The sequence below is a fragment of the Hymenobacter elongatus genome, from assembly GCF_004745955.1.
Taxonomy (GTDB): domain Bacteria; phylum Bacteroidota; class Bacteroidia; order Cytophagales; family Hymenobacteraceae; genus Hymenobacter; species Hymenobacter elongatus.
The window spans coordinates 1-23,720 of sequence record NZ_SRLD01000025.1; the positions used below are offsets into that span (position 1 = coordinate 1).

Genomic DNA, 23,720 nt, shown 5'->3' on the forward strand with positions numbered 1-23,720 from the left:
AGGCGCGGGCGAAAGCAGGTGGCGTAACTGGCCACGTAGGCCTCCACTTTTTTTCAGTAATCGGCAAGTCCATTCCCTGAATTTATGCCCTTGCTCCCTACCGCACAACCTGCCAAAGTAGAGGTAAAAGTGAAGCAAAAGTAACTGTGAAGCTGTTTAGAAAGAAAAATAGAACGTCATGTCGACCGACGGGAGACATCTCGCGTGCCATAGTAGATGATTCCTGTGGCAACGTCAGCACGCGAGATGTCTCCTCTCTGCTTGATGCGCAGAATAGTCGACATGACGTCTTAGCATGTTTCGAGCGACTTTCTAAACAGCTCCTGTAGCAAAAAAGGCGGTCATGCTCATCTGGCGTCCGCGCAGTCGAAGCATCTCTCCCGCTTCGCTGAACAGTGCTGACGTAGCGGGAGAGATGCTTCGACTGCGCGGACGCCAGATGAGCATGATGGTCCAAATTCAGTACGCTTACTTCTGCACGACTACTGAACCATATCCTGCCAAGCACACAAAAGCGGGTCGTTTCAAATGGTAACCACTTGAAACGACCCGCTGGCACTATGATTTGAGCCCGGCTATCCTAGCGCTAAGCAGCTTGCTGCTGGTCCGCTGTTGGAAACAAGGGTAAAACCGGCGTTGAAAAGGTAGCGTCGCCGGTCAGCACCACGCGCGTATCATCGGCGTGGCGGCGCAGGGCGCGCATCAACAGATATTTGTATTTTTCCGCATCAGCCAGTGCCGACTCAATAGCCTGCACGGCGTCGGTATAGGCTACCACTTCCTGCAGTTCCCGGCGTGGGCGACGAGCTTCAAAAACGTGACTCTCCAGGTATTCAACGGGTCTTTTCATAGTCGTGGGCAGCTAGATAATGGTGAGTTTTGCAGCTGTATTAGTAACCAAAAAACCACTAGTATCATTCCCTGGAATCCCTACAAAAAATAAGATTCTTACCTTACTTCAGTCTTTGATTTTCAACACGATTTTGCCGAATTGCTGGCCCTGCTCCATACGCCGCATGGCGGCCTCACCGTCGGCCAGCGCAAAGACCTGATCGACGACCGGAACCAGCTGATGCTGCTCGAACAGGCGCACCATAGCCGCGAAATCCTGTTCGGTACCCATCGTGGAGCCCAGAATAGACAGCTGCTTCCAGAACACTTTGGCGGGGGGCACTTGCGCAATGGGGCCGAGCGTGCCGCCGTAGAAAACGATGCGCCCGCCCGGCGCGGCGGCATCCAGCAACGCCTCAAACCCCGGGCCTGCCGCGCTATCGATGATAACGTCGAAGCCACCGCCGGCCTGCTTCACGAGCTCTGAGGCCCATTTTTCGTCTTTATAATTGGCACCGCCCATGGCTCCTAACTGTTGGGCGCGCGTAATTTTTTCGGCCGAGCCCGACGTTACCCATACCTCTGCGCCACTGGCTACGGCCATTTGCAGGGCCAATAGAGCCACGCCCCCGCCGATACCGGTTATCAGCACCCGCTCGCCGGCTTGCAGGCCCGCCCGCGTGAAAGCGGCCCGGTAGGCCGTGACGCCGCCCAAGGGCAGAGCGGCGGCTTGCTCGAAGGAAAGATGCGCGGGCAAAGGCCGCACGTATTGAGCCGGCACGCTTACGTACTCGGCGAAAGCACCCTGGTTGGGCAACCCCAGAATAGTGAAGCTTTTGGCCTGGGCGTTCGGGTTGTCGCCCCAACTATGGCCGGGATTAATAACGACGGCCTGACCACGCAACGCCTCATCAGCGCCCTCGCCCAAGGCCGTAACCACGCCAGCGCCGTCGGAGCCCAGGATGCAGGGGAAGCGCAGGCCCGCATATTGCCCCTTCTGAATCCAAACGTCGCGGTGGTTGAGGGCCGCCGCGTGCAGCTGCACCAGCACTTCGCCGGGGCCGGGGGTAGGCGTAGGTACATCCTGAAGACGGAGCGGCTCATTGATGCCGTCGAGTTGGAGTGCTTGCATAAGCGAGGGGAGAAAGATGAAGGAAAGGAACACGGCTCAGCCGCCGGTCGGAATCAACCGGGGGAAGCAGGACTGGTTGACGGCAGGAAATTATCAAGCGGCAGCTAAAGCGCCAAAAGCGGTTACGCCAGAAAGCGCTGCCGCAGCTCGGGAGTTGGCAGCATGCAGGCTTCACGCTGGCCAAACCACTGGTAGCGGTGCCGGGCCACAAAACGGTAGGTAGCATCACGCAGGAACCTGGGAACCAGGATAAAGGCGTAGAGCAACGGCCAGGCGCTGCCCAGCTGCCGGGCGATGCGCAATACAGCAGTAGAATGGGTAAATACCTGATTTTGCTCGACCAGTATTACTGTTTCGGGGCCGGTGGGACCGAGCGTGATGCCATGCTGGGCCAGCAGCGCCTGGCCGGCGGCTGATTGCAGGGAAGCAAAGCGAAAACGCCCCGTAGTATCGCGCTCAATAACGAATTGAACGAATCCATTGCAGAGGTTGCACACCCCATCAAAGAGAATAGTAGCGGCTGGTGCAGACATAAGAATAAAAACGAAGTGGTACTGATAACAACGTAACCGACCAAAAGTAAGACAACTCCGCACAAACTCTACGTGGACCCCGAGTACTATCAGTTCGGTTTGGGAATTGTCGGGCCTGATCAGGCAGGACACAAACGGGTTGTTTAATGCCTCATAAATAAGCTCTTACCCTCTACTGATTCGGATTTCCTAGCATCTTATCACGCCCAGGAAGCCGTCAGGAACAGCTTCGGGTGCCGGCCTGGGTGTATGGTACCTATTGCCGGAGAAACCTACGGGATAGTACGTCCGGATTTATTCGACAAAATCAGTATTTATTCATATAAAAAATATAGTTAATCCTGTGGAGCTTACCGTATAGCATTTACCAAAACTGTTCTTCTCACTTTTTACTGTTGATAGGACCTTTACACATAGGCGTGCTCACCTCAACAATTTAGCGCGGAGAGAAGGGCTGCTTAAGCAGAGCTGGCCCATAACTACAGCATCCTGAACAGCACACGACTGGCCTCCTTGCCTTTTGCAGCCGACGGGGCTTCTGCATCAGTCCGATTCTGATCCAAACTCCGCGCGCTAGCAACTACAGCTCTTTTGTTTTGCCTTCTTTTCACCTTTCACTCTACTCCTACCACTATGAAAAAGCAACCCTTTGTTTCCTGGACTCTGCTACTGGCTGCTGCCCTGATGGCCGGCAACCTAGCCATGACGGGCTGTAATGCCAGCAAAACCGGCATGAGTGATTCGATGAGCGGCTCGACCAGCGGCTCGACTCCGACCAACTCCGATATGGGCGGCTCGACCAGTGGCACCGGCACCGATATGAACAGCACCACCAGCGGCACCACTACCACCGGCACCACGTCGGGCACGACCAGCGGAGCCACCACCACCGGCACCTACGGCACTACTGCCGGCTCTACTTCCGGCTCCATGACCAGCGGCACGACTTCGGGTATGGACGGCACTACCAGCGGCTCCATGACGACCTCGGGCTCAACCACGAGCAGCACGTCAGGTTCCATGACCAATGGCAGCACGTCAGGTTCCATGACCAGTGGCACCACGTCGGGGAGCATGACCAGCGGTACGACGTCCGGCACCATGACCTCGGGCTCGATGACCAGTGGCACCACGTCAGGCACCACCGCGGGCACCACGACCAGCGCTACTACTTCAGGCAGCACCACCAGCCCTAAGCGTAGCACCACCAGTGGCAGTACCACGTCGGGCCGCACCACCTCGGGTACTACCTCAGGCCGCACGACTTCCGGCACCACATCGGGCAGCACCAGCGGCTCCACCACCCGCTAGCGACTAGCGGCGTCTAAAGCAGGCGCTATTGCGTAAGGGCGAAAAGGCCTACCACTTATCCAGTGGCGCGCTTTTTCGCCTTTCCTTTTTCACTTCCACCGTTGGCGTGGCAGTCTATGCCCCGTATCCTCTCTTTCCTCCGCCGTCCGTTCATACTCGATCTGCGCGCCCTCGCCTTGCTGCGAATGGGCGTGGCAGCCGTTATTCTGCTCGATATCGGCATTCGTGCCACCGACCTGGAGGCCCATTATTCCAATCTGGGGGTGCTGCCGCTGCATGTACTCTATCAGTTTGGCTGGAACCCGTACCAGTTTTCGCTGCACGCGGCCAGCGGCTTGTGGGAAGTGCAAGCCATTCTTTTTGGGCTGGAGGCGGTGGCAGCCACGGCGCTGCTGCTAGGCTACCAAACCCGGCTGGCAACCCTGGCAACCTGGATTCTGCTGGTATCGGTGCAGAACCGCAACCCGCTCATTGGCCAGGGCGGCGACGATCTGCTGCGGATGCTGCTGTTCTGGGCGTTGTTTCTGCCGTGGGGCCGCCTGTATTCCCTCGATGCCCGAGGCAAAGAGCTACCGGCCACGCTCACGTATTTCAGCGCAGCTACCGTCGCCTACATCGTCCAGATTGCCTTGGTATACTGGTGCACGGCCCTGCTGAAAAGTGCCCCGGAATGGACGACGGAAGGCACGGCCATCTATTACGCCCTGAGCCTGGATCAGGTATTGATGCCCGGCGGCCGGTTGCTGTACCCGTATGGCAAACTGCTGTACTGGCTCACGTTTGCAACTTATTATACCGAGCTGCTACTGCCATTCGTGCTTTTCATTCCGTTCCGGGTAACGTGGTGGCGGCTGCTGTTTGTGGGGGTAATGTATGGATTTCATCTCGGGATCAGCCTTACGCTATTTGTGGGCCTCTTTTTTCTGATCAACATGGCCTCGGTGCTGGGGCTGCTGCCGCCCGTGGCCCTCGATTGGCTCGACAAGCGCCTGGCGCTGGGCACCCAGCGGCTGGGACCCCGGGTAGCGGCCCGGTTTGCCCGGCTGCGACCCCACCTGGCCCGGCTGCGCGTGCCGGTGCGCGTCCGGATCGAGCACACGCTGGTACTTACCGACCAAACCCGCTTTCTGCTGTGCGGCATGCGCAATGCTGTGGTGGCGGTGCTGCTGGGCTACGTGTGCTGGTGGAATCTGGACAGCGTGAACCGGCCTTCGCTGTATATGTCGCAGCCGCTACGGTGGTTTGGCTACCTGTTTCGCGTCGATCAGCACTGGGGTATGTTTGCGCCTGCCGTCTTCAAAGATGACGGCTGGTATATCCTGGACGGCACCACCACGCGGGGCCGGCACCTGGATCTGAACCGGGACGGGCAGCAATTGAGCTACGCGAAGCCGGCTTCAGTGGTAGCGCTTTTCAAAAATGACCGGTGGCGCAAATACTCGGAAAACTACCTGTTCGTCAGCAACGAATACATGCGCCCCTACTACTGCAACTACCTGCTGCGCATCTGGCACGAAGACCCGACGCATCCCCCGCTACGCCGCCTGGAAGTAGTGTACATGAAGGAAATATCCTTGCCCGATTACCGGATTGCCAAGCCCACACGGGAAGTATTATGCGTGTGCGAAGCTGAGCAGCCCGCGTCAGCCAATCGGAATACGCGGAATAAGTCGGGGCAGTAAATCCTGATTTTCTGTCATCCTACCGGCGCGGAATGCGTAGTTCTACTTGCCTGGCTCCGGCCGCTACGCCGGTTGCCAATGGTTTTTTCTACCTCCCACCTCACGCTTCGCTTGTATGCTAAAGACCGCAAACCGCGCCAATACGCCCGCGCTTCAGGCCGTGGTGCCCGGAGTATGGGGGTTGCGCAACGTATTCGTCAATCTGTACTTCGTGCGGGATACCTCTTCCCCACTCGAGCCCTGGGTGCTGATTGACGCGGGCCTGCCGGGCTCCGCCGAGAAGATAAAGCACAACGCTGAAGCCATTTTTGGACCGAATAATCCGCCGTCTGCTATTGTGCTCACCCACGGCCACTTCGACCATATCGGGGGCCTCAAAACCCTGGCCGAGGAGTGGAACGTGCCCGTGTATGCCCATCCGCTGGAGTTGCCATACCTCACGGGCCGCTCGTCGTATCCGCCACCCGACCCCACGGTGGGCGGCGGCGCACTGGCTACCATGTCGTTTTTGTATCCCAAGAAGCCGATTGACTTAGGCTCCCGGGTGCGGCCGCTACCGCTCAATGGCACCGTGCCCTTTCTCTCGGAGTGGCGCTGGATACACACGCCGGGCCACACGCCGGGCCACGTTGCCTTTTTCCGCGAATATGACCGCACACTACTTTCCGGCGACGCCTTCGTGACCGTGCAGCAGGAGTCGGGAATGGCCGTGTGGGAGCAGCGCCAGGAAGTGCACGGCCCACCGGCCTACTTCACCCCCGATTGGCAGCAGGCGCGGGCTTCGGTAGAAAAGCTGGCGGCCCTGGAGCCTCAGATTGCAGCTTCCGGCCACGGCATTCCGATGCACGGCGAAAAGCTGCGCCAGCAGTTGCACGCGCTGGCTACGCACTTCAACCAGCAGGCCGTGCCCGCGCAGGGCCGCTACGTAGGCCACCCCGCCGTGGCCGATGAAACCGGCGTGGTGTCAGTCCCGCCGCTTGCCGAGAGCCCTTTGCCAAAATGGGTCATCGGGGCGGCGCTGGCGGGAGGCATTGGCTATCTGCTGCTGCGCGACAAGAAAAAATATGCTCAGGGCGGCCACACGCACGCCGAGCGCTATGCCCGTGAGCACCGGGATTCGTACGAGTTTTAGAGCGTGGTTAAAGAACGTGCTGTCGGCAGTTGCTTTGCAACCCGATAGTTACATTGGCTCCACTGGCAATAGGAAGCTGTTTGAGTTAGCAAAAAAATCCTGAGACGGTCATGCTGAGCTTGTCGAAGCATCTCTACCGCTTCGTTGAACGGCCCCTACAAAGCGGTAGAGATGCTTCGAAAAGCTCAGCATGACCGTTTTTAATAACTCAAACAGCTTCTAAGTCACAATACCAGAAGCCGACTTCGCCCGCACCGTCGGGGGCTGGGTACGTGCGGCGAACTACTTCGCCTCGCTCGAAAGCAATAGGCTGGCGAAAATAGGGTGCCTCGAACACGAAGCTGTGGTATTCCCCATTTTCCCCGCAGGGGTCGACGCCAGCGGGCAGGTCGCGCAGAAATTCTTCGTCCAGCAGTCGGCCACAGAAGCTGGCGTCGAGGTACTGCTCTTTCACGCAGACCACCACGGCCCGGAAGCCCAACGCCAGGAATTCCCGCAGAATATCGGGGCTGGTGCGCTGCCATAGCGGAAATACTGCCTGCATCCCGATGCGGGCCAGCTGCTGCTCGCGGTAGGCGCGTAAATCAGCCAGGAAAATATCACCAAACAGAGCATGATGCATACCCTGGGCCTGCAAGGGGGCCAACGCGGCGCGCATTAGGTGCTCGTATTCAGCCATGTCGGGCGCGGCCGGCAATTCCAGCTTGGTGAGCGGCAGGCTGAGCTGCCGGGCCTGGGCTTCGAGTAGGGCCACCCGCACGCCGTGCATAGACACGCGCTGGTAATGGGCATTGACGCTGGTAAGCAGATGCCGCACCTCGTAGCGCGGGTCGTGCAGGGCGTGGTAGAGCGCCAGGGCTGAATCTTTGCCCCCGCTCCAGTTCATCAGGGCTGGAATTGACATGCGGCAAAGCTACGGGTTCGGGGGGAGCGGCGGTATTTCCGGCCCCTCACCTTTTCGCCTGGTTGCCAGCGCCGCCAACAAGCTGCCCGGTCCGTTAGCTACCAAAGCCCGGTTTGCCGTATAGGGCGTATCAACCCCCATACTGCACTCCAAATCCCTACCCTATGAAACTCACTCAGCGCTTTGTGCTGACTGCCGTGCTGGCCACCGCAGCTTCCCTAACGGCCTGCGACCGGAGCCGTACCCCCGGCGAAGACCGGCAGAATATCAACGACTTTTCGTCGGCCCCGCCCGCCCGCACCATCGAGACGGACATGGACAGCGTCAACAACCAGCAAAACGTGCAGCCCCCATCAGGCAAAGGCTCCGCTCCCGACCAGATGCAGTCGGCTGATAACGGGCTGAATGCCGCTACCGGCACCAACACGGTTGGCACCACGGCGTCGGATGCGGGTGCGACCCGCACGGTGGAGAAAACAACCCAGGTCAAGGGCAAGGATGCCGCCCAGACTCCCAGCAGTTCCGTACCGCCGCCATCGGTGAAGTAGGCAGTAGCCAATACTACTTGCTACAATCCCTCAGCGCCCTTAGAGCAGGTTTGGGATTTTGGTTTTCGTCTCATGCTTGATCTGGCGTCCGCTTGTCGAAGCATGAAGGAATCAACTTATTTAAAAATTTCCCAACAGCGCCCTTATCAGATGATTAGGGGCGCTGTTGGGGCTTTAGGAATACTTAAGAATAGCCTGAGTAGCCCGAAAAACTAGCCAGCCCGACGCCGAGAGATGAAGGCGTCGCGCCGGCCCCCGGCTTCCGTAATCTTGCTGGCAGCCTTGCTGCTGCTGAGCACCAGGGCATCCTCGGCCACGGCCCACGCCGTATCGGGCAGCTGGGTTTGCGCGCCCAGCTCTTTGCGCAGATAAAAGCTGCCGTAGGTGCCCGCTATGGCCGCCAGGCCGCCGAGCAAGCTGCCGCCCAGCCAGGCCCGGCGCTTCGACTTATATACCATAGCACCCATCAGGGCTCCCGACACTATGCGGCCCAGCAACACGGGCGGCGCAATTCGGTCGGGCATACCGGGCAGCTTGTCCGCCACCAGCTCGCCCGCCGCCATCACCTTCAGGCTCGTCGCCGCCACGGTGGACTGCAGCAGCCGGAACGGGGAAACAGCCAGCGCCGCCGACTGCTGCCGGGAGAAGGAATGACTCAGAAAAGCCAGCGGAGTCATGCTGCGCAGCCCGGCGAGAGTGCCCAAGCTGAGGGTTTGCCAAAAAGGAGTTGCCATACAAAAGGAATATCGGGCGAAAGAAGTACTGCGAAACTTCTTAAACGCACGGCGCGCCCCGGCGTTGGCCGCTGGCTACCTTTCGGCCCTTTATTGCGGCTGCGGACCCTGACCGGGCCGGGCGTAGGCAAAGGAAGCCAGCGGCGCTACCTGATGGTAGCCGTCGAGGCCGGAAATGCACACGTCGCCGGCGGCCTGCAGGTCCAGCGTGCCATCGGCGCGCAGCACTTCAGTGGGCAGGTAAATATGCTCAACAGTGCCTACCAGCAGCACGGTGCCGTTATGAATCGGCAGTTCCTCGCGCAGCCGCAGCCCCATGCTGATGCGACTCTCCGCTACATATGGCGCGGGGAAATCGTCGCGGTAGACGGGGGTGAAGCCGCAATGCTCAAACTCGGACTCCTCGCGCCCGAACTCAGCCGACGTGTAGTGGGCCGCCGCTACGAACTCAGCGTGTACATGGTTGATGGTGTAGCAGCCCGTAGCCTTGATGTTCTCATAGGTATGGCGCGGCACGGTAGCGGGCCGCGTGACGATGCCCAGCACTGCCGGAGCCGAGCCCAAGTGAATTACGGAGCTGAAAATAGCCAGATTGGTAGTGCCGGTTGCCGAGGCTGTACCGATGAGGTTGGCGGGCTTGTAGCCCGTAATGGAGTTGATCAGGTTGAGGCGAAATATCTTTTCAAAGCTGGCAATATCGGTGGCGGTCAGGTGCTGCATGGTAGAGGCTGGGTTTGGTGCAAGGACCGGAAACGGCGCTTTTTGTTCAGTACCGGCGCTTCGGAGCCGACGCAAGCGGTGCTGTTGAGTGAATTGAGGCCAAGAGTTGACGCGCGTCCGAGAGCTTAGCGTACGTGTTACCCTGCTGATTCCCTCACTGCCGTTCGCACTACTGCCTCTTTCCCAACTGGTAGGTTCAGTCGAAAAAGAGGCAGCAGCGACAAGGCGGGCCGGTGAGCAGCTTTACTTTTGGGCGGCGGCCCAAGCATCCATTTTGCGCTCCAGCACGGCCAGCGGCATGATGCCATCTTTCAGAAACTCGTCGTGGAAGGCGCGCAGGCTGAATTTGGCACCCAGCTGCTTTTTGTATTTGTCGCGCAGCTCCTGAATCTTGAGCTGGCCGATTTTATACGACAGCGCCTGCCCCGGAATGGCCATGTAGCGCTCAATCTCAGCCGTCGATTTCTGCTCGTTGATGGCCTCGTTATCCATCATATACTTAATGGCTTGTTCGCGGGTCAGACCTTTGGTGTTCATACCCACATCCACTACCAGACGAATGGCGCGGTGAATCTCGTTGCTGAGCGCGCCCATGTACTGGTACGGGTCGGTGTAGACGCCCAGCTCTTTGCCCAGGCTTTCGGTATACAGCGCCCAGCCTTCGCTGCTGGCACTATAGCCACCGAAACGCCGGAATTTGGGCAGGGCGGTATTTTCCTGCTGCAAGGAAATGTGGAAGTGATGCCCCGGAATGGCTTCGTGCAAAAACAGCGACTCCATGCCCGGCGTCGTGAACTTGGCGGCATCCAGAATAGGCACGTAGAAAATGCCGGGGCGCGAGCCGTCGGCAGCGGCGCGGTTGTACTCGGCCGAGGCCGAAGCGGCGCGGAAAGCCTCCGTCTGACGGATTTCGAACGCACTCTTGGGCATCAGGCTAAAGTACTTCGGCAGCGCGGGCGCAATGCGGGCCTGAATGCCCCGGTAGGCCGTCAGCACTTCTTCCGCCGACTTGTAGGGCATGAACTTCGGGTCCGTTTTCATGTACGCAAAAAAGGCCGGTAAATCGCCCTTGAAGCCCACCTGCGTTTTGACCCGCTCCATTTCCGCCCGAATGCGCTTCACCTCGCTCAGGCCCGTCTGGTAGATTTCGGCCGGCGTTTTGTCGGTCGTCGTCCAGAGCTTGGTGTAGTAGGCATACAGCGCCGGGCCGCCCGGCACATCGGCCAGGCCAGTGGTAGTACGGGCCTGGGGCAGGTATTCGTTCTGCAGGAAGTCGCCCAGCTTTTTGTAGGTCGGCCCGATATCCGTCAGGATGAGCTGCTGGTAGGCAGCGGTGAGGCGCTGGCGCTCGGCGGCCGAAATGCCGGCCGGCAGCTTGTTGATGGGACCGTAGAAAACACTCTTCGTGGCATCGCTCACCACCAGCGCCTGGGCCTGCGGAATCATCTTCAGCACCAGCGCTTTGGGCAGCACTACCCCGGCTTTGGCCCCGCGCCGGAAGTTGCTGATGGCCGAGTCGGCCCATACCGGAAACCGCTTGGCCCGCAGCAGCCAGTTGTCGTAGTCCTGCACCGTTTTGAAGGGCTGCGCGCCCTGGCCGGAGCCCAGCTGCACGAAGGAAATCGGCAGGCCCCAGAACTGCTTAAAGGGCGTCATCCAGGTGTTGAGCTTCAGGCCGCTCAGCTCCGTCTGGAGCTTATACTGGAAGATATCGTAGCTGATCTTGTCGGTGTCGGAGAGCTGGTTGCGGTTGAAGCCGTTCAGCTTGCCCAGATAGCCCTGATAGAAGGCCCGCAGCGAGTCGCGGTACACCTGGGTTTGATCGTTGGGCAGCTGGTCGTTGTAGCGGTTGTCGCCCTGCGACGTGGCGCTCAGCGGAAACAGCCGGTTGTTTTTTTCCCAATAGGCGTCAAATAGGGCGGCCAGGCGCTGGTCGTTGTCGGCGGGCGGCGGGCTGGGCACCGACGCGGTGAAGGAAGACAGCAGCGCGCATACGGCCACGCCGGTCAGGAAAGCTTTTCTCATGAAACTACGGAAAATTTACTCCAAGATAGGCCCTGAACGGCCTTTCCGCTAGTGTTTCAGATTTCTATTCGCCGGCCGTCGGCCGCACTTCCCGCGCGGGCACACCAGCAAGCCGCCGCCACCTTGGGCGAGTTGGGACACTGCTAAAAACGGTAGTGCTATTCTGCTTGCTCCAAGCTGCGTGGACAGTGACCGAAATACAACACATTTCAGGTCGGCGAAGCTAAAAATCGCGGCTCTACACCCATACACCACTTTGATGACGGCTCTAGGAAGACGCTAAAACCCAATAAAACGATAGGGCTTTGTGCATTTGGGGAATTAGAAATCCGTCCGGCCCAAAACTAATGCCTGGATTTTAATAAAGATCATTAATAACTACAAATGTTCAGCGTTGCTGGTCTTGCCCGAACAAATGCTATAGCGGTTTCGTGAACGGTGGAACCCGGCTGATGTAGAGACGCGTATTCGCGTCTCATCGTTCGTGCCGCCTGCCCGGTTTCGTTCAACGACGAGACGCGAATACGCGTCTCTACATCGGGTGTCTACGGTTTGCGAAACCGCTATAGGACATAAAAAAATGTTGATTATTACAACTTCCTACCCCAATTACACAAAACCCCTTGTTGCCTGCTGGCGTTTTTTGTCACACAAGGCAAAATGTTAATTGTCAAGTCTGTTGTCTCTTCCATAAATAATTGCAGTTCCTTTTCGGGTTGTCGCAAGTTGACTTAGTTCTCTTTGGAAGTTGTCAATTGAACTTGGCTCAACAATAATTTCAAGTTTCAATTTGTCTTTTTCCTCGTGTCTAAATTCAGTCGCTACGTTATCTTCTAAATTAATTTCAACTCCAATGTGCCATGTATTGTCAATGTAATAAAAATTCATAAAAAAGTAAGCATACCCATCTTTAACACCTGCCTCGTAAAGCAATTTTTTATTTTCTTTCGGAAAGTCAATAAGTTTCTGTGCAAAATCAAATAAGGATTCTGTTGTGTCATATATTTCTGTTGCCCCAAAATAGCGACCATTTGATGCTTTCACTTTAAGCTCAAACATATCTTCATCTTTCCAAACTATTTGCAATTATAAAAATGATTTCAGTCTTTCGTTGTCCATATAGTTTCGTTAGAATCTCTTTGAGTTTTGAAGTATCGCTGTGTGCTTGCAGGCAACATCATGCTTGCCGAAGTATTACTACCGCAGTATCCGCTCTATCCCATGGCACGCGAGATGCGGCGGCGCTCTGAATATTGAGAGCAGTAGAATCTGAACCCCGCGCCTAGGTCCGGTGCGGCAAGGCCTTACACACAACAAGGGAAGCCGAGTCGGCTTCCCTTGTTGTGTGGTGATGCGCTGTATGCGCGGGGCTTACTTCTGCTGCGTGGCCCAGCTGTCCATTTTGCTTTCCAGCACCGACAGCGGCATGACGCCGTCTTTCAGCAGCTCGTCATGAAAATTACTGAGGTTGAAATGCTCCCCGTTCTGGCGCGGATATTTTTCCCGCAGCACGCCCGAAGCGCCGGCTCCCAGCTCCTTGGCATATTTCTCGCGCAGCTCCCGAATTTTCAGCGCCCCTACTTTGTAGGATAGCGCCTGTCCCGGAATGGCCATATACCGCTCAATTTCGGCGGTAGCGCCCTGCTCGTTGATGGCTTCGTTGTCCATCATGTACTTGATGGCCTGCTCGCGGGTCATGTTTTTGGTGTGCATGCCCACATCCACTACCAGACGAATGGCGCGGTGAATCTCGTCGCCCAGCGCGCCCATGTACTGGTACGGGTCGGTGTAGAGACCCAGCTCTTTGCCCAGACTTTCAGTGTACAGGGCCCAGCCTTCGCCCATCGCGCCATACCAGGCAAAGCGGCGGAACTTGGGCAGACTTTCGTTTTCCTGTTGCAGCGAAATCTGGTAGTGGTGGCCCGGAATAGCCTCGTGCAAAAACAGCGACTCCATGCCCGAAGTCGTGTTGAAGGTGGCCGCATCCAGAATTGGGATGTAGAAAATGCCGGGGCGCGAGCCGTCCGGGGTGCCCTGGTTGTACTCGGCCGAGGCGGAGGCGGCGCGGAAGGCTTCGGTTTGACGAATTTCGAAGCCGGTTTTGGGCGTCCGTCCGAACATCTTTTTCAGGTTCGGGTCGATGCGGGTTTGGATCTTTTTGAACGCCCCGATTACCTCACCCGGCGTTTTATACGGCATAAACTTCGGGTCCGTCTTCAGGTACTGGAAGAAGGCCGGCAAGTCGCCCTTGAAGCCGGCCTGGGCTTTCACCCGCTCCATTTCCGTCCGGATGCGCTTCACCTCATTCAGGCCCGTCTGGTAGATTTCGGCCGGCGTTTTGTCGGTCGTCGTCCATTGTTTTACCAGGTGCGCATACTGGGCCGCGCCGGTAGGCAGGGCGCTACTACCGGTAGTGGCGCGGGTTTTGGGCAGGTATTCGTTCTGCAGGAAATCGGCGAGCTTCTTATAGGTGGGTGCCAAATCCCGCGAAATAGCCTGCTTGTACGCTGTCGTCAGGCGCTGCTTGTCGGCGGCAGCCATATCCTTGGGAAACAAAGTAACCGGCCCGTAGAACAGGCTCTTGGCGGGGTCAGTCACAACCAAATCCCGCATCTGCGGAATCATCTTCTCGACGAGCGTTTTGGGCAGCACCACGCCGTCTTTCATGCCCCGCCGGAAATTGCTGATAGCCGAGTCGGCCCACACCGGGAAGCCGTGGACGCGGCTCAGCCAGTTGTCGTAGTCCTTGGCCGTCAGTAGCGGCTGCGCGCCCTGGCCCGATCCAAACTGGCCCAGCGCAATAGGCAAGCCGCCAAACTGGGTGAAGGGAATCCGCCAGTCGCCCGGATACGAGTCGCCCACAACGATATTCAGCTTCAGGCCATCGAGCCGCGTTTGCAGATCGTAGCGAAAAATATCGTAGCTGATCTTGTCATTTTCGGAGAGCTGGCCCCGGTCGAACGTACCGAGCTGGGTGAGGTAGCGCTGGTAAAAGTCCTGGAGCGAGTCGCGGAAAGCCTTGGTCTGGTCGTTGGGCAGTTGGTCGTTGTAGCGGTTGTCGCCCTGCATGGTAGTGCTCAGCGGAAACAGCTTGGCCTGCTCTTCCCAATAGTTGGCAAACAGGGTGGCCAGGTCTTTCACGTCGGCGGCAGCGCCGGTTTCGGTGGCCGGGTTGTCGGTGGTTTTCTGCTGGTTGCAGGCAGCCAGCAGCGAGCAGGCCAGCAGGCCGCCCAAAGCAAGTTTTTTCATTCGGAGAGCATGTGTGTGGTTGGGCCGGGAAGGTAAAGCGTTTGGCCGAATAAGACGCCAACACGGCCATGAAGCTGCGCCGGTAGTATCCCTGGGCCTGAGTTACTCATGCTTATGCTGCCCTTTTTCGCAGGCAGCACTACAAGCGAAACTCAACAGAAACGAGAGCAGGTGTGAGAGTTTGCAAAAGAAGCTGTTTAGGAAGTCGGTTGTGTCCTACCTACTCAGGTAGGATACGCCGCCAACATGCTCTACACCACAAATTGCATTTGTAAGTACTTACACTTGCGGCATGGACTTCTTCGAACAACTTGGCCCAGCGGCTTTGGGGAGCCGCTTGCGCCGGCTCAGCGACACCATGACGGGGCAGGCTACGGCCGTGTATGCGCTCTACCACCTTTCTTTCGAGCCCCGGTGGTTTCCGGTTTTTTACACAGTAGCAACCCAGCCCGCGCTGCATGTGGGCGAAATTGCCGACCGCATCGGCCACACGCACGCCGCCGTCAGCCAGGTACTTAAGGAGTTGGTGAAGCACGAGTTAGTGAGCGTGCAGCGCGGTGAGGCCGACCAGCGGCGCAGCATCGTGGCCCTCACGCCGAAGGGCACGGAGCTGTGGCCCGCGCTCCAGCAGCAGGCCGCTGATGTGCGCCAAGCCACCGAAGTGCTGCTGGCCGAAACCCGGCACAATCTCTGGCTGGCTATCGGAGAAATGGAATATGCCCTGTCGCGCGGCACGTTGGCCAGCCGGGTGAAAGCCATCCGCGACCAGCGCCTGACTGGAGCCGTGCGGCTGCTGGACTACACACCGCCGCACCAGCCCGATTTTAAGCGCCTGAACGCGGAGTGGATTGAGCGCTACTTCCGGCTGGAAGAAGCCGATTTAAACGCCCTTGACCATCCGGACGAGTACATCCTGGCGCGCGGCGGGCACATTCTGCTGGCCGAATACGGCGGGCAAATCGTGGGAACCTGCGCCCTGATCAAAATGAGCGACGGGGCCTACGAGTTAGCCAAGATGGCCGTGGCACCGACGGCGCAAGGTCTAGGCATCGGCTTGCGGCTGGGCGAGGCGGCGGTTGCCAAAGCACGCGCTTTGGGAGGGCAGCGCCTCTACCTGGAAAGTAATACCAAGCTGGGCCCGGCGCTCAACCTCTACCACAAGTTGGGGTTCCGCAAAACTATTTCGGGCCCGCCTTCACCGTATACGCGGTGCAATATCCAAATGGAACTGCTGCTGACGTAGGCTGTGCGGACAGCAAGTACTCAAGTGAAGAGAACGGGCCATGCTGTGCTTATTGAAGCACCTCGCGTGCCACACTGCTCATATACCCTTGCGGTAGAGACCCTTCGGCTACGCAGATGCCAGATCAGGCATGACACGAAACCGACTTCTTATAGCGGTTTCACGAACGATGTACTGGCCTACGAAGTAGCGCGAACTTTGTAATTCGCGTCCCCGCGCCAAAGGACCGTTCTAGGCTGTGTGGACGGTAAAAAAATAGATGCTTCGGCAAGCGGACGCCAGATCAAGCATGACGTTCTTTCTGTTTACTGTCCACACAGCCTAGGATGCGAACTACAAAGTTCGCGCTACTATCCGCACGTACACCGTTCGTAAAACCGACTTCTTAAACAGCTTCAATACTTGGAGCTTGCGGCGGCTTCTTCCCTCTTTTCCCTTTTTTCGGCCAACTCTGGCAGCCCAGTGGAGTTATATACCCCAACCACTCATCACAACCACCTATCCGAATGGAATCAATAGCCGGTAAGACTGCCCTGGTGACGGGCGCGGGCAAAGGAATTGGCCGCGCCGTAGCGCTGGCTTTGGCGCAGGAAGGCGTGCAGGTAGCGCTGCTGGCCCGCAACGAAGGTCAGCTCCGCACGGTGGCGCAGGAAATTGAAGCGCTGGGCGGCAAAGCCGTAGTGGTAGCCGCCGACGTAGCCGACCGCGCCGCCGTGGAGGCAGCCGTGGCGCAGGTGCTCAGCTCGCTCGGCTCCATCGATATTCTCATCAACAACGCCGGCATCGGCACCTTCGCCAAGCTCGTCGATATGGACCCAGCCGAGTGGGAGCATATCATTCAGGTGAACCTGATGGGCACCTACTACACCACCCGCGCCGTGCTGCCCCAAATGCTGGCGCGCCAGAGCGGTGACATCATCAACATTGCCTCTACCGCCGGCCAGCGCGGGGCCGCCACCACCAGCGCCTACAGCGCCTCCAAATTTGCTATTCTGGGCCTCACCGAGTCGCTGATGCAGGAGGTGCGCAAGCAGAACATCCGCGTATCGGCCCTCACGCCCAGCACCGTGGCTACCGAATTGGCCATCAGCAACAACCTCACCGACGGCAACCCCGACAAGGTGATGCAGCCCGAGGATCTGGCAGAGTTCATCGTGTCGCAGCTGAAGCTCAACCGCCGCATCTTCATCAAAGAAGCCGGCATGTGGAGCACCAATCCGTAACCGGATTGGTATGAGAATACCAGAACGTCGGGTCGCCATGACGTTCTGGTTGCAGCTGCGTTTTACAGCACACACTTGTTCCTGAATCAGAAATGACATAAAAAAGAACGTCATGCTGAGCTTGTCGAAGCATCTCTACCGCTTCGTCGGACTGCTCAAACGAAGCGGTAGAGATGCTTCGACAAGCTCAGCATGACGTTCTTTTTTCGTTTCGCTTTATTCAGGAGCCAGTCTCATATACAAAGGCCCTGGAAGATGCTTCCTTGTCCTTACCCAAAACTCAAAAGTCCTTCCAGCCATGTGGCCGGAAGGACTTTTCTGCGTGGTTGCCTCACTGTTCTCCTTCCTTTTTAGGTTACTTCAGCCTGCGAAAAGGCCCCATACATCACTTCTGAGAAGCCCGAAAAAGATTTGGGTAAGGAAAAGAAAGATGCTTCCGGGGCCTTTTATATGCTGTAAGAATCAGCTGGGCTACTAGCGTATGATCCGCCCGTTTTTGTCGAGGCGAACGTCAGGCTTGGGCGCGGCCTTGGGCACCATCGTCCCAAAGGCCCCCTTCTTCTCGAAGGACTGAATAACCTCTTCTTCCACCGGGGTGCGCTTCACCACCGGGTTATTGGCCCAGAACTCGGCGTCGTACTTGATGCTCTTGATGGCCTGCAAGTCCCGGTCTTCCACACTGACGCGGGCATAGGGAATGCTGGTGGGCGTGGTGCTGGTGTCATAGAAAAAGGTGAACGACGACACGGTGAGCGGCGTGGCCGATTTGCCGGGCGTCGTCAGCTCAGCGGCCAGATTCACCTTCAGGAATTCGAGCGGGGCTACGTCATCGGTGTCGCTGTTCTGAAACGACATTTCGATATCGAGCTTGGTGTTGCGAAATTTCTGGTTGAGGTTGGAGGTCGTGGCCGTGAAGTTGGGCGTACTCATGCGGTAGCGCACCACTTTGTAGCTGTCCACATCAATCCAGATGGTGCCCTGGGAGCGGTATTTGGTCAGCTCAGGCCGGGTTTCGAAGTCAATTTCGGCAATGCCGCCCTTGGTGCTGTCGGGGCCGGCTACCACGCCTTTCAGCTCCAACAGGTAGTTTTTCACGGCGTTGGGACTCAGCAGCGCCAACGATTTGAGCGTGTCGGCTTTAGCATCATACAAGCCGTAGGACTTGGTGTAGAGCGAGAAGTTGCTGAAGCTGGTGATGCTTTGTTTGGCGGCATAGCGTCCCTGGGCAATAGCGGTGCCCTCGATCCGCGAGTTGGTGGATTTCACATCCCACACGACTTCCTGCAGCTCCGTCGGCTCGCCGCCGATGCGCGTGGTTTGGCGATAAAAGGCTTTGCCGTAGAATTTCCGGCCGTAGTTGCGCTGCATCTGGCGGAAGGCGCGGTCGACGAGGCGAAAGGCGTAGCTGCCCACTTTCACTTCGGGCAGCGTGATGGTGGCCGAAGCCAGGGCAATGCGCAAGGGCTCGGCGGCGCTGCTCACCCGCACCGTGTCGCGCACGTGGCCCAGCTCCGAAACCAGCAGCGTGATGGGCAGCCGGCCCACTTTCAGGGTAAACTCGCCTTCCACGTTGGTAGTCGTGCCCAGTGTAGTGCCGGGCACCGACACGCTGGCGAACGGCAGCGCCGCGTTGGTTTCCTTATCCAGCACCACCCCTCGCAGTTGCTGGGCCCAAGCCGCAGGGCTGCTCAGAAATAAGACCACCACCAGGGCCCACACAGGCAGCCACGCACGAGAAGGCGAAAGAAATTGAAAAGCAGAGCGCAAAGCAGCCATAAGCAGGAGTTAGAGAACGATAAGCGGATCAGTACAACGCCCGAAGCGCTGCCACTGGTACGCGGCTCTGCAAAAGTAAGACCGCTCTGGCTCTGAAGAGGAAAGTTTTCGGAGTGGGTTTTTCTCTTAACATACACTTCACAGCGGCGTGGCTTCCCAATCCGCATCTTTACAGCATGAAAAAGCCCTTGTCCTTTCTTACCGGCCTGGTTTTGCTGCTGGCCAACCCGGCAGTAGCACAAAAAAACCGGGAGTTGACCATTGCCTTCGGCTCCTGCAACAAGATCGACCTGCCCCAGCCGCTCTGGCCCGTTATTGCCCGCGACAAACCCCAGGTCTGGATCTGGCTCGGCGACAACGTGTATGGCGATACCAACGACATGCAGGTGCTCAAGCAGAAATACGATACGCAGCTGGTCCTGCCCGGCTACCAGCAGTTCCGCAAAGACGTGCCTACCATCATCGGCACCTGGGACGACCACGACTATGGCCGCAACGACGCGGGCAAGGAATATCCTTTCAAGAAGGAAAGTCAGCAGCTGGCCCTCGACTTTTTGCAGGAGCCCAAAGACAGCCCCCGCCGGCGGCAGGAAGGCATTTACGCGGCTTATACCTACATGGCAGGCACCAAAAAGGTCAAGGTGATTCTGCTCGATGACCGCTACCACCAGGACGAGCTGCGGCGCGGCCCCGACCGGGCCTACCTGCAAAACCCCACCGGCGACATTCTGGGCGAAGCCCAGTGGCAGTGGCTACAGCAGCAACTCACCGGCTCCGATGCCGACGTCCACATCCTAGGCTCAGGCATCCAGTTTTTGCCCCAGCAGCACCCCTACGAGAAATGGGCCAACTTCCCCACCGCCCGCCAGCGCCTGCTCGACCTGCTGATTTCGAGCCAGGCCAAGGGCGTGCTGCTCGTCAGCGGCGACCGGCACATTGGCGAAATGTCGAAAATAACGCTGGCGGGCCAGACGCGGCCCATCTACGAAATCACCTCCAGCGGCCTCACCCACGTTGACCCGCGCATTGTCGAGGAGCCCAACCAGTACCGGGTTGGTCCCCGCGTCAATCAGCAGCACTACGGCCTGCTGCGCTTCCGCCAGCAGGGCAAAAAGCTACTGGTTACGGCCACGCTCAAGGGCGAGGGCAACAAGGTATTTCACTCGGAGGAAATCGAAGTGAAATAGCGCGGCGCTCCGCCGAAGCAGCGGCCAGGTGGAACCTCACCCTTACCCTACCCTCTTCGCTGTTCGGTTCCGCTTATATTCGCAGCCTGGCCTTCACCTAACTGCTGCGACTTATTTTGTCCTTTTCCCGCCTCCTTCCGTTTCTGTGGCTGCTGCTGGTGCTGCTGGGTTCCGCTGACGCGTCGGCGCAGCGCCGCAAAAAGCCCTCGGCCAACAAGAAAACCACGCAGACTACCACCCAGCGCGGCAGGAAAAGTACGGCTGCCCGGCGGGCGGCCCAGCGCCGCCAGGAAATTATCGACTATCGGGAAGCCCAGGCCGCCCGCGCCGCCGCCGCCGCCCGGGCCCAAACGCGCGCCGCCACCGCCCCGGCCGTGGTGCCTGGCAAGGTAGTAGCCGCCAAGCCGGCGGCCCCGGCGAAGCTGCGCGGAGCCCAGCCGGTGCCTTTCGCCGCCCAGCTCAGCTCGTCGCGCTGGGTCGATTCGGTGATGCGCACGCTCACGCCCGACCAGCGCGTGGCCCAGCTGTTTATGGTGGCGGCCTACTCCAACCGCAAGCGCATTGATGAGGACTCGATTTCGACCCTGATTCAGCAGTACGGCATCGGGGGGCTCATCTTTTTTCAGGGCGGGCCGGTGCGCCAGAGCAAGCTCCTGAACCGCTACCAAAGCCAGAGCAAAGTGCCGCTGCTGGTAGCCATGGACGGCGAATGGGGCGCGGGCATGCGCCTCGACAGTGTGGTGCGGTTCCCGTTTCAGATGAGCATGGGCGGCATCCGCGACAATCAGCTGCTGTATGACATGGGCCAGGAAATTGCGGCGCAGTTCAAGCGGCTGGGCATGCACGTCAATTTTGCGCCGGTGGTAGACGTGAATAATAATGCCGCCAACCCGGTCATCGGCTTCCGCAGCTGGGGCGAAAACCGCGAGAACGTAACCGAGAAAAGCTACCTCTACATGCGCGGCATGCAGGACGCGGGCGTGCTGGCCGTGGCCAAGCACTTCCCCGGCCACGGCGACACCGACACCGACTCCCACCTGGCCCTGCCCCTGGTGCGCGTCGACCGCCGCCGCCTCGATACGCTGGAGCTGTTCCCGTTCCGCGACCTGATGCGGCGCGGGCTGGGCGGCATCATGATTGCCCACCTCAACATTCCGGCCCTCGACACGACCGGTATGCCCAGCACCTTATCCAGACCGATTGTGACGGGCATGGTAAAGCAGCAGCTGGGCTTCCAGGGGGTGATTTTTACCGATGCCATGAACATGAAAGGCGTCATCAGCAAATACCCGCCCGGCGAGGCCGACGTGCGGGCCCTGCTAGCCGGCAACGACATTCTGGAATTCTCCAAAAATATTCCGCTGGCGCTGCAAATGGTGCGCGCCGCCATCACTGCGGGCCAGCTCCGGCAGGAAGATATCGACGCCCGCTGCCGCAAAGTGCTGGCCCTGAAACAGTGGGCAGGGTTGGATCAATATCGCCCCATTGCTCTGCGCACCCTGTACCAGGATCTGAACTCGGTGCACGCGCAGGCGCTCAGCCAAAAGCTGTCGGCGCTGTCGGTGACGGTGCTGCGCAACCAGCGCACATTGCTGCCGCTCCAGCGCCTCGACACGCTGCGGCTGGCTACGCTCACTATCGGCACCAAGGACACCACCGATTTCCAGCGTCTCGTGGCCGACTACGCCTCGGTGGACCACTACTGGCTGTCGGCGACGGCCACGCTGGACGAGTTGACGCAGATGCGCGCCACGCTCAAACGCTACAACACACTGCTGGTTGGGGTCAATAACCTGGGCCGGCTGCCGGCCACCAGCTTCGGCGTGACGCCCGAAACCAACCTGCTGCTGCGCGAGCTGACCAGCGCCCGGCAGCGCGTGGTGGTCAGCGTGTTTGGCAATGCCTACGCCGTGGCCAAAATCCGGGACCTGGACCGCGCCGACGCGGTGGTGCTGGCCTACCAGGAAAGTAAAAATGCTCAGGAAATAACGGCGCAGGTGATTTTCGGCGGCCTTGGGGCCACCGGCAAGCTCCCCGTCACGGTCACCGACAAGTACAGCCGCGGCTTCGGCCTGACGACTACCGGCGGGCAGCGCCTGCGCTATGGCTTCCCCGAAGACGTGGGCATGAGCAACACGCTCGAAGCCCGAGTCGATTCCATTGTGCGGCAGGCCCTGGCCGCCCGCGCCATGCCCGGCTGCGAGGTGCTGATTGCCCGCCAGGGCACGGTGGTGCTGCGCAAAAGCTACGGCACCCACAGCTACTCCGGCGCGCCGGCCCAGGCGGGCAAACCCAGCCGCGCGGTGCGCAACACCGATATATACGACCTGGCTTCGGTGACGAAAGCGGCGGCGGCCATTCCGGCCCTGATGAAGCTGCAGGAGGAAGGCAAATTCAGTCCTGATAAAACCCTGGGCGACTATTTCCCCGATTTTAAAGGCACCAACAAGCAGGATCTGAAGCTGCGCGACGTGCTGGCCCACCAGGCCCGTTTGAAAGCCTGGATTCCGTTCTGGCAGGGCTACACCCGGCCTGCGGGCTTTTTTGCCCGGCTATTCGCGGGCTTCTCCAAACCAAACCCAAACCTGAAGCCCGCGCCCGATGCCAAGCTCAGCCGCCGCTTTTTCCGCCCCGACTCCTCGGCCCGCTTCCCGCTGCAGGTGGCCACCAAGCTGTGGGCGCGCCAGGATTTGCCCCAACAGATTCAGAAACAGATTGCCGACTCGCCGCTCAACGACAAGCCGGGCTACGTGTACAGCGACCTGTCGTTTTACCTCTACCCGCTGCTCGTGAAGCAGCTCACCGGCAAGCCCTTCGACCAGTATTTGCAGCAGCACGTGTACGGCCCGCTGGGGGCCACCACGCTGGGCTTCCGTCCCACCCGCCGCTTCCCGCTCAGCCGCATTGCCCCCACCGAGTACGATTCCGTTTTCCGGCGCGGCCAGCTCCACGGCACCGTGCACGACGAAGGCGCGGCCCTGCTCGGCGGCCTTTCCGGTCACGCGGGCCTGTTTGGCTCGGCCAACGACCTGGCCAAGCTGGTGCAGACCTACGCCTGGAAAGGCCAATACGGCGGCCAGCAGCTGCTGAAGCCCGACATCCTGGCCGACTACACCCGCTGCCAGTTCTGCGACCAGGGCAACCGCCGGGGCCTGGGCTTCGACCGCCAGGCTGCCAAGCCCGCCGGCAATACGGCCCACGACGCTTCCCAAAGCAGCTTTGGCCACTCCGGCTTCACGGGCACCTTTTTCTGGGTCGATCCGGCGCAGGAGCTGGTGTATATTTTCCTCTCCAACCGCGTAAACCCGACGCGGCGCAACAACAAGCTCGGCGAGCTGAACGTGCGGACCGATATTCTGCAGGTAGCCCTGGAAAGCATCCGCAAAAAGCAGGAGCAGCCGGTGGAATCGACGGTGGAAGAGTAAGCTCGTTTGTCTTGGCGAACGAAACACTCCGGCCGCCGAAAGGGGCTGAGCTTTCCGACGCGAAA

General features: G+C 59.0%; 18 protein-coding genes. 8 read left to right on the forward strand and 10 right to left on the reverse strand.

Translation table 11 applies throughout. The features are described from left to right. Window positions 1-586 precede the first annotated feature (586 nt). The 3 genes from E5J99_RS13180 to E5J99_RS13190 form a co-directional block, all read right to left on the reverse strand. Window positions 587-850, reverse strand: a complete 264-nt coding sequence (locus tag E5J99_RS13180) for a hypothetical protein (protein WP_135498280.1) — start codon at window positions 848-850, stop codon at window positions 587-589. Window positions 851-958: 108 nt separating this feature from the next. Further along, window positions 959-1,963 carry a zinc-binding dehydrogenase gene (locus E5J99_RS13185; RefSeq protein ID WP_135498281.1) on the reverse strand — a complete coding sequence of 335 codons (1,005 nt, stop codon included), beginning with the start codon at window positions 1,961-1,963 and terminating at the stop codon, window positions 959-961. 122 nt (window positions 1,964-2,085) lie between these two features. Beyond that, on the reverse strand, window positions 2,086-2,496 hold the full coding sequence (locus E5J99_RS13190; protein WP_135498282.1) for a thiol-disulfide oxidoreductase DCC family protein: 411 nt from the start codon (window positions 2,494-2,496) through the stop codon (window positions 2,086-2,088). A gap of 633 nt (window positions 2,497-3,129) precedes the next feature. Here E5J99_RS13190 and E5J99_RS21315 point away from each other — a divergent pair. The 3 genes from E5J99_RS21315 (at window position 3,130) to E5J99_RS13205 (ending at window position 6,621) form a co-directional block, all read left to right on the forward strand. After that, complete coding sequence (locus E5J99_RS21315; protein ID WP_167852116.1) at window positions 3,130-3,807, forward strand: hypothetical protein; 678 nt, start codon at window positions 3,130-3,132, stop codon at window positions 3,805-3,807. Between the two features lie 116 nt (window positions 3,808-3,923). Continuing rightward, complete coding sequence (locus tag E5J99_RS13200; protein ID WP_135498284.1) at window positions 3,924-5,489, forward strand: hypothetical protein; 1,566 nt, start codon at window positions 3,924-3,926, stop codon at window positions 5,487-5,489. 115 nt (window positions 5,490-5,604) lie between these two features. Then, complete coding sequence (locus E5J99_RS13205) at window positions 5,605-6,621, forward strand: MBL fold metallo-hydrolase (protein WP_135498285.1); 1,017 nt, start codon at window positions 5,605-5,607, stop codon at window positions 6,619-6,621. A 208-nt stretch (window positions 6,622-6,829) separates the two neighbouring features. Here E5J99_RS13205 and E5J99_RS13210 read toward each other — a convergent pair whose 3' ends face one another. Further along, the gene (locus E5J99_RS13210; RefSeq protein WP_167852117.1) at window positions 6,830-7,525 is read right to left on the reverse strand and encodes a Dph6-related ATP pyrophosphatase; all 696 of its coding nucleotides are present in this window, start codon (window positions 7,523-7,525) and stop codon (window positions 6,830-6,832) included. A 164-nt stretch (window positions 7,526-7,689) separates the two neighbouring features. Between E5J99_RS13210 and E5J99_RS13215 the strand changes: the two genes are divergently transcribed. Beyond that, window positions 7,690-8,073, forward strand: coding sequence for a hypothetical protein (locus E5J99_RS13215; protein ID WP_135498286.1), 384 nt, complete (start codon window positions 7,690-7,692; stop codon window positions 8,071-8,073). A gap of 212 nt (window positions 8,074-8,285) precedes the next feature. On the opposite strand, the gene E5J99_RS13220 is transcribed toward E5J99_RS13215, so the two are convergent. The 5 genes from E5J99_RS13220 to E5J99_RS13240 all read right to left on the reverse strand — a co-directional run bounded on the left by E5J99_RS13220 (window position 8,286) and on the right by E5J99_RS13240 (window position 14,801). Then, window positions 8,286-8,807, reverse strand: a complete 522-nt coding sequence (locus tag E5J99_RS13220; RefSeq protein ID WP_135498287.1) for a DUF4126 family protein — start codon at window positions 8,805-8,807, stop codon at window positions 8,286-8,288. A gap of 90 nt (window positions 8,808-8,897) precedes the next feature. Then, the gene (locus E5J99_RS13225; protein WP_135498288.1) at window positions 8,898-9,527 is read right to left on the reverse strand and encodes a flavin reductase family protein; all 630 of its coding nucleotides are present in this window, start codon (window positions 9,525-9,527) and stop codon (window positions 8,898-8,900) included. Between the two features lie 243 nt (window positions 9,528-9,770). After that, a complete protein-coding gene (locus E5J99_RS13230; RefSeq protein ID WP_135498289.1) occupies window positions 9,771-11,552 on the reverse strand; it encodes a DUF885 domain-containing protein in 1,782 nt (593 codons plus the stop codon). A gap of 663 nt (window positions 11,553-12,215) precedes the next feature. Next, window positions 12,216-12,611: a hypothetical protein gene (locus E5J99_RS13235; RefSeq protein ID WP_167852118.1), complete on the reverse strand. Its 396-nt coding sequence runs from the start codon at window positions 12,609-12,611 to the stop codon at window positions 12,216-12,218. A gap of 312 nt (window positions 12,612-12,923) precedes the next feature. Continuing rightward, window positions 12,924-14,801, reverse strand: coding sequence for a DUF885 domain-containing protein (locus E5J99_RS13240; protein ID WP_135498291.1), 1,878 nt, complete (start codon window positions 14,799-14,801; stop codon window positions 12,924-12,926). Between the two features lie 292 nt (window positions 14,802-15,093). Between E5J99_RS13240 and E5J99_RS13245 the strand changes: the two genes are divergently transcribed. Both E5J99_RS13245 and E5J99_RS13250 read left to right on the forward strand, forming a co-directional pair. Beyond that, on the forward strand, window positions 15,094-16,044 hold the full coding sequence (locus E5J99_RS13245; RefSeq protein WP_135498292.1) for a bifunctional helix-turn-helix transcriptional regulator/GNAT family N-acetyltransferase: 951 nt from the start codon (window positions 15,094-15,096) through the stop codon (window positions 16,042-16,044). A gap of 506 nt (window positions 16,045-16,550) precedes the next feature. Further along, the gene (locus E5J99_RS13250) at window positions 16,551-17,267 is read left to right on the forward strand and encodes a 3-ketoacyl-ACP reductase (protein WP_135498293.1); all 717 of its coding nucleotides are present in this window, start codon (window positions 16,551-16,553) and stop codon (window positions 17,265-17,267) included. Between the two features lie 474 nt (window positions 17,268-17,741). Here the strand turns inward: E5J99_RS13250 and E5J99_RS13255 are convergent, their stop codons facing one another. Beyond that, window positions 17,742-19,043 carry a carboxypeptidase-like regulatory domain-containing protein gene (locus tag E5J99_RS13255; protein ID WP_135498294.1) on the reverse strand — a complete coding sequence of 434 codons (1,302 nt, stop codon included), beginning with the start codon at window positions 19,041-19,043 and terminating at the stop codon, window positions 17,742-17,744. A 176-nt stretch (window positions 19,044-19,219) separates the two neighbouring features. Between E5J99_RS13255 and E5J99_RS13260 the strand changes: the two genes are divergently transcribed. Further along, window positions 19,220-20,230, forward strand: a complete 1,011-nt coding sequence (locus E5J99_RS13260; RefSeq protein WP_135498295.1) for an alkaline phosphatase D family protein — start codon at window positions 19,220-19,222, stop codon at window positions 20,228-20,230. Window positions 20,231-20,346: 116 nt separating this feature from the next. After that, complete coding sequence (locus E5J99_RS13265; protein WP_245318952.1) at window positions 20,347-23,655, forward strand: glycoside hydrolase family 3 N-terminal domain-containing protein; 3,309 nt, start codon at window positions 20,347-20,349, stop codon at window positions 23,653-23,655. Window positions 23,656-23,720 lie beyond the last annotated feature (65 nt).

Coding starts and splice junctions, on each gene's coding strand:
- E5J99_RS13220 (WP_135498287.1), bottom strand. CDS start 8,807: ATGGCAACTCCTTTTTGGCAAACCCTCAGCTTGGGCACTCTCGCCGGG.
- E5J99_RS13215 (WP_135498286.1), top strand. CDS start 7,690: ATGAAACTCACTCAGCGCTTTGTGCTGACTGCCGTGCTGGCCACCGCA.
- E5J99_RS13230 (WP_135498289.1), bottom strand. CDS start 11,552: ATGAGAAAAGCTTTCCTGACCGGCGTGGCCGTATGCGCGCTGCTGTCT.
- E5J99_RS13180 (WP_135498280.1), bottom strand. CDS start 850: ATGAAAAGACCCGTTGAATACCTGGAGAGTCACGTTTTTGAAGCTCGT.
- E5J99_RS13255 (WP_135498294.1), bottom strand. CDS start 19,043: ATGGCTGCTTTGCGCTCTGCTTTTCAATTTCTTTCGCCTTCTCGTGCG.
- E5J99_RS13235 (WP_167852118.1), bottom strand. CDS start 12,611: ATGTTTGAGCTTAAAGTGAAAGCATCAAATGGTCGCTATTTTGGGGCA.
- E5J99_RS13260 (WP_135498295.1), top strand. CDS start 19,220: ATGAAAAAGCCCTTGTCCTTTCTTACCGGCCTGGTTTTGCTGCTGGCC.
- E5J99_RS21315 (WP_167852116.1), top strand. CDS start 3,130: ATGAAAAAGCAACCCTTTGTTTCCTGGACTCTGCTACTGGCTGCTGCC.
- E5J99_RS13225 (WP_135498288.1), bottom strand. CDS start 9,527: ATGCAGCACCTGACCGCCACCGATATTGCCAGCTTTGAAAAGATATTT.
- E5J99_RS13250 (WP_135498293.1), top strand. CDS start 16,551: ATGGAATCAATAGCCGGTAAGACTGCCCTGGTGACGGGCGCGGGCAAA.
- E5J99_RS13200 (WP_135498284.1), top strand. CDS start 3,924: ATGCCCCGTATCCTCTCTTTCCTCCGCCGTCCGTTCATACTCGATCTG.
- E5J99_RS13245 (WP_135498292.1), top strand. CDS start 15,094: ATGGACTTCTTCGAACAACTTGGCCCAGCGGCTTTGGGGAGCCGCTTG.
- E5J99_RS13190 (WP_135498282.1), bottom strand. CDS start 2,496: ATGTCTGCACCAGCCGCTACTATTCTCTTTGATGGGGTGTGCAACCTC.
- E5J99_RS13210 (WP_167852117.1), bottom strand. CDS start 7,525: ATGTCAATTCCAGCCCTGATGAACTGGAGCGGGGGCAAAGATTCAGCC.
- E5J99_RS13240 (WP_135498291.1), bottom strand. CDS start 14,801: ATGAAAAAACTTGCTTTGGGCGGCCTGCTGGCCTGCTCGCTGCTGGCT.
- E5J99_RS13205 (WP_135498285.1), top strand. CDS start 5,605: ATGCTAAAGACCGCAAACCGCGCCAATACGCCCGCGCTTCAGGCCGTG.
- E5J99_RS13185 (WP_135498281.1), bottom strand. CDS start 1,963: ATGCAAGCACTCCAACTCGACGGCATCAATGAGCCGCTCCGTCTTCAG.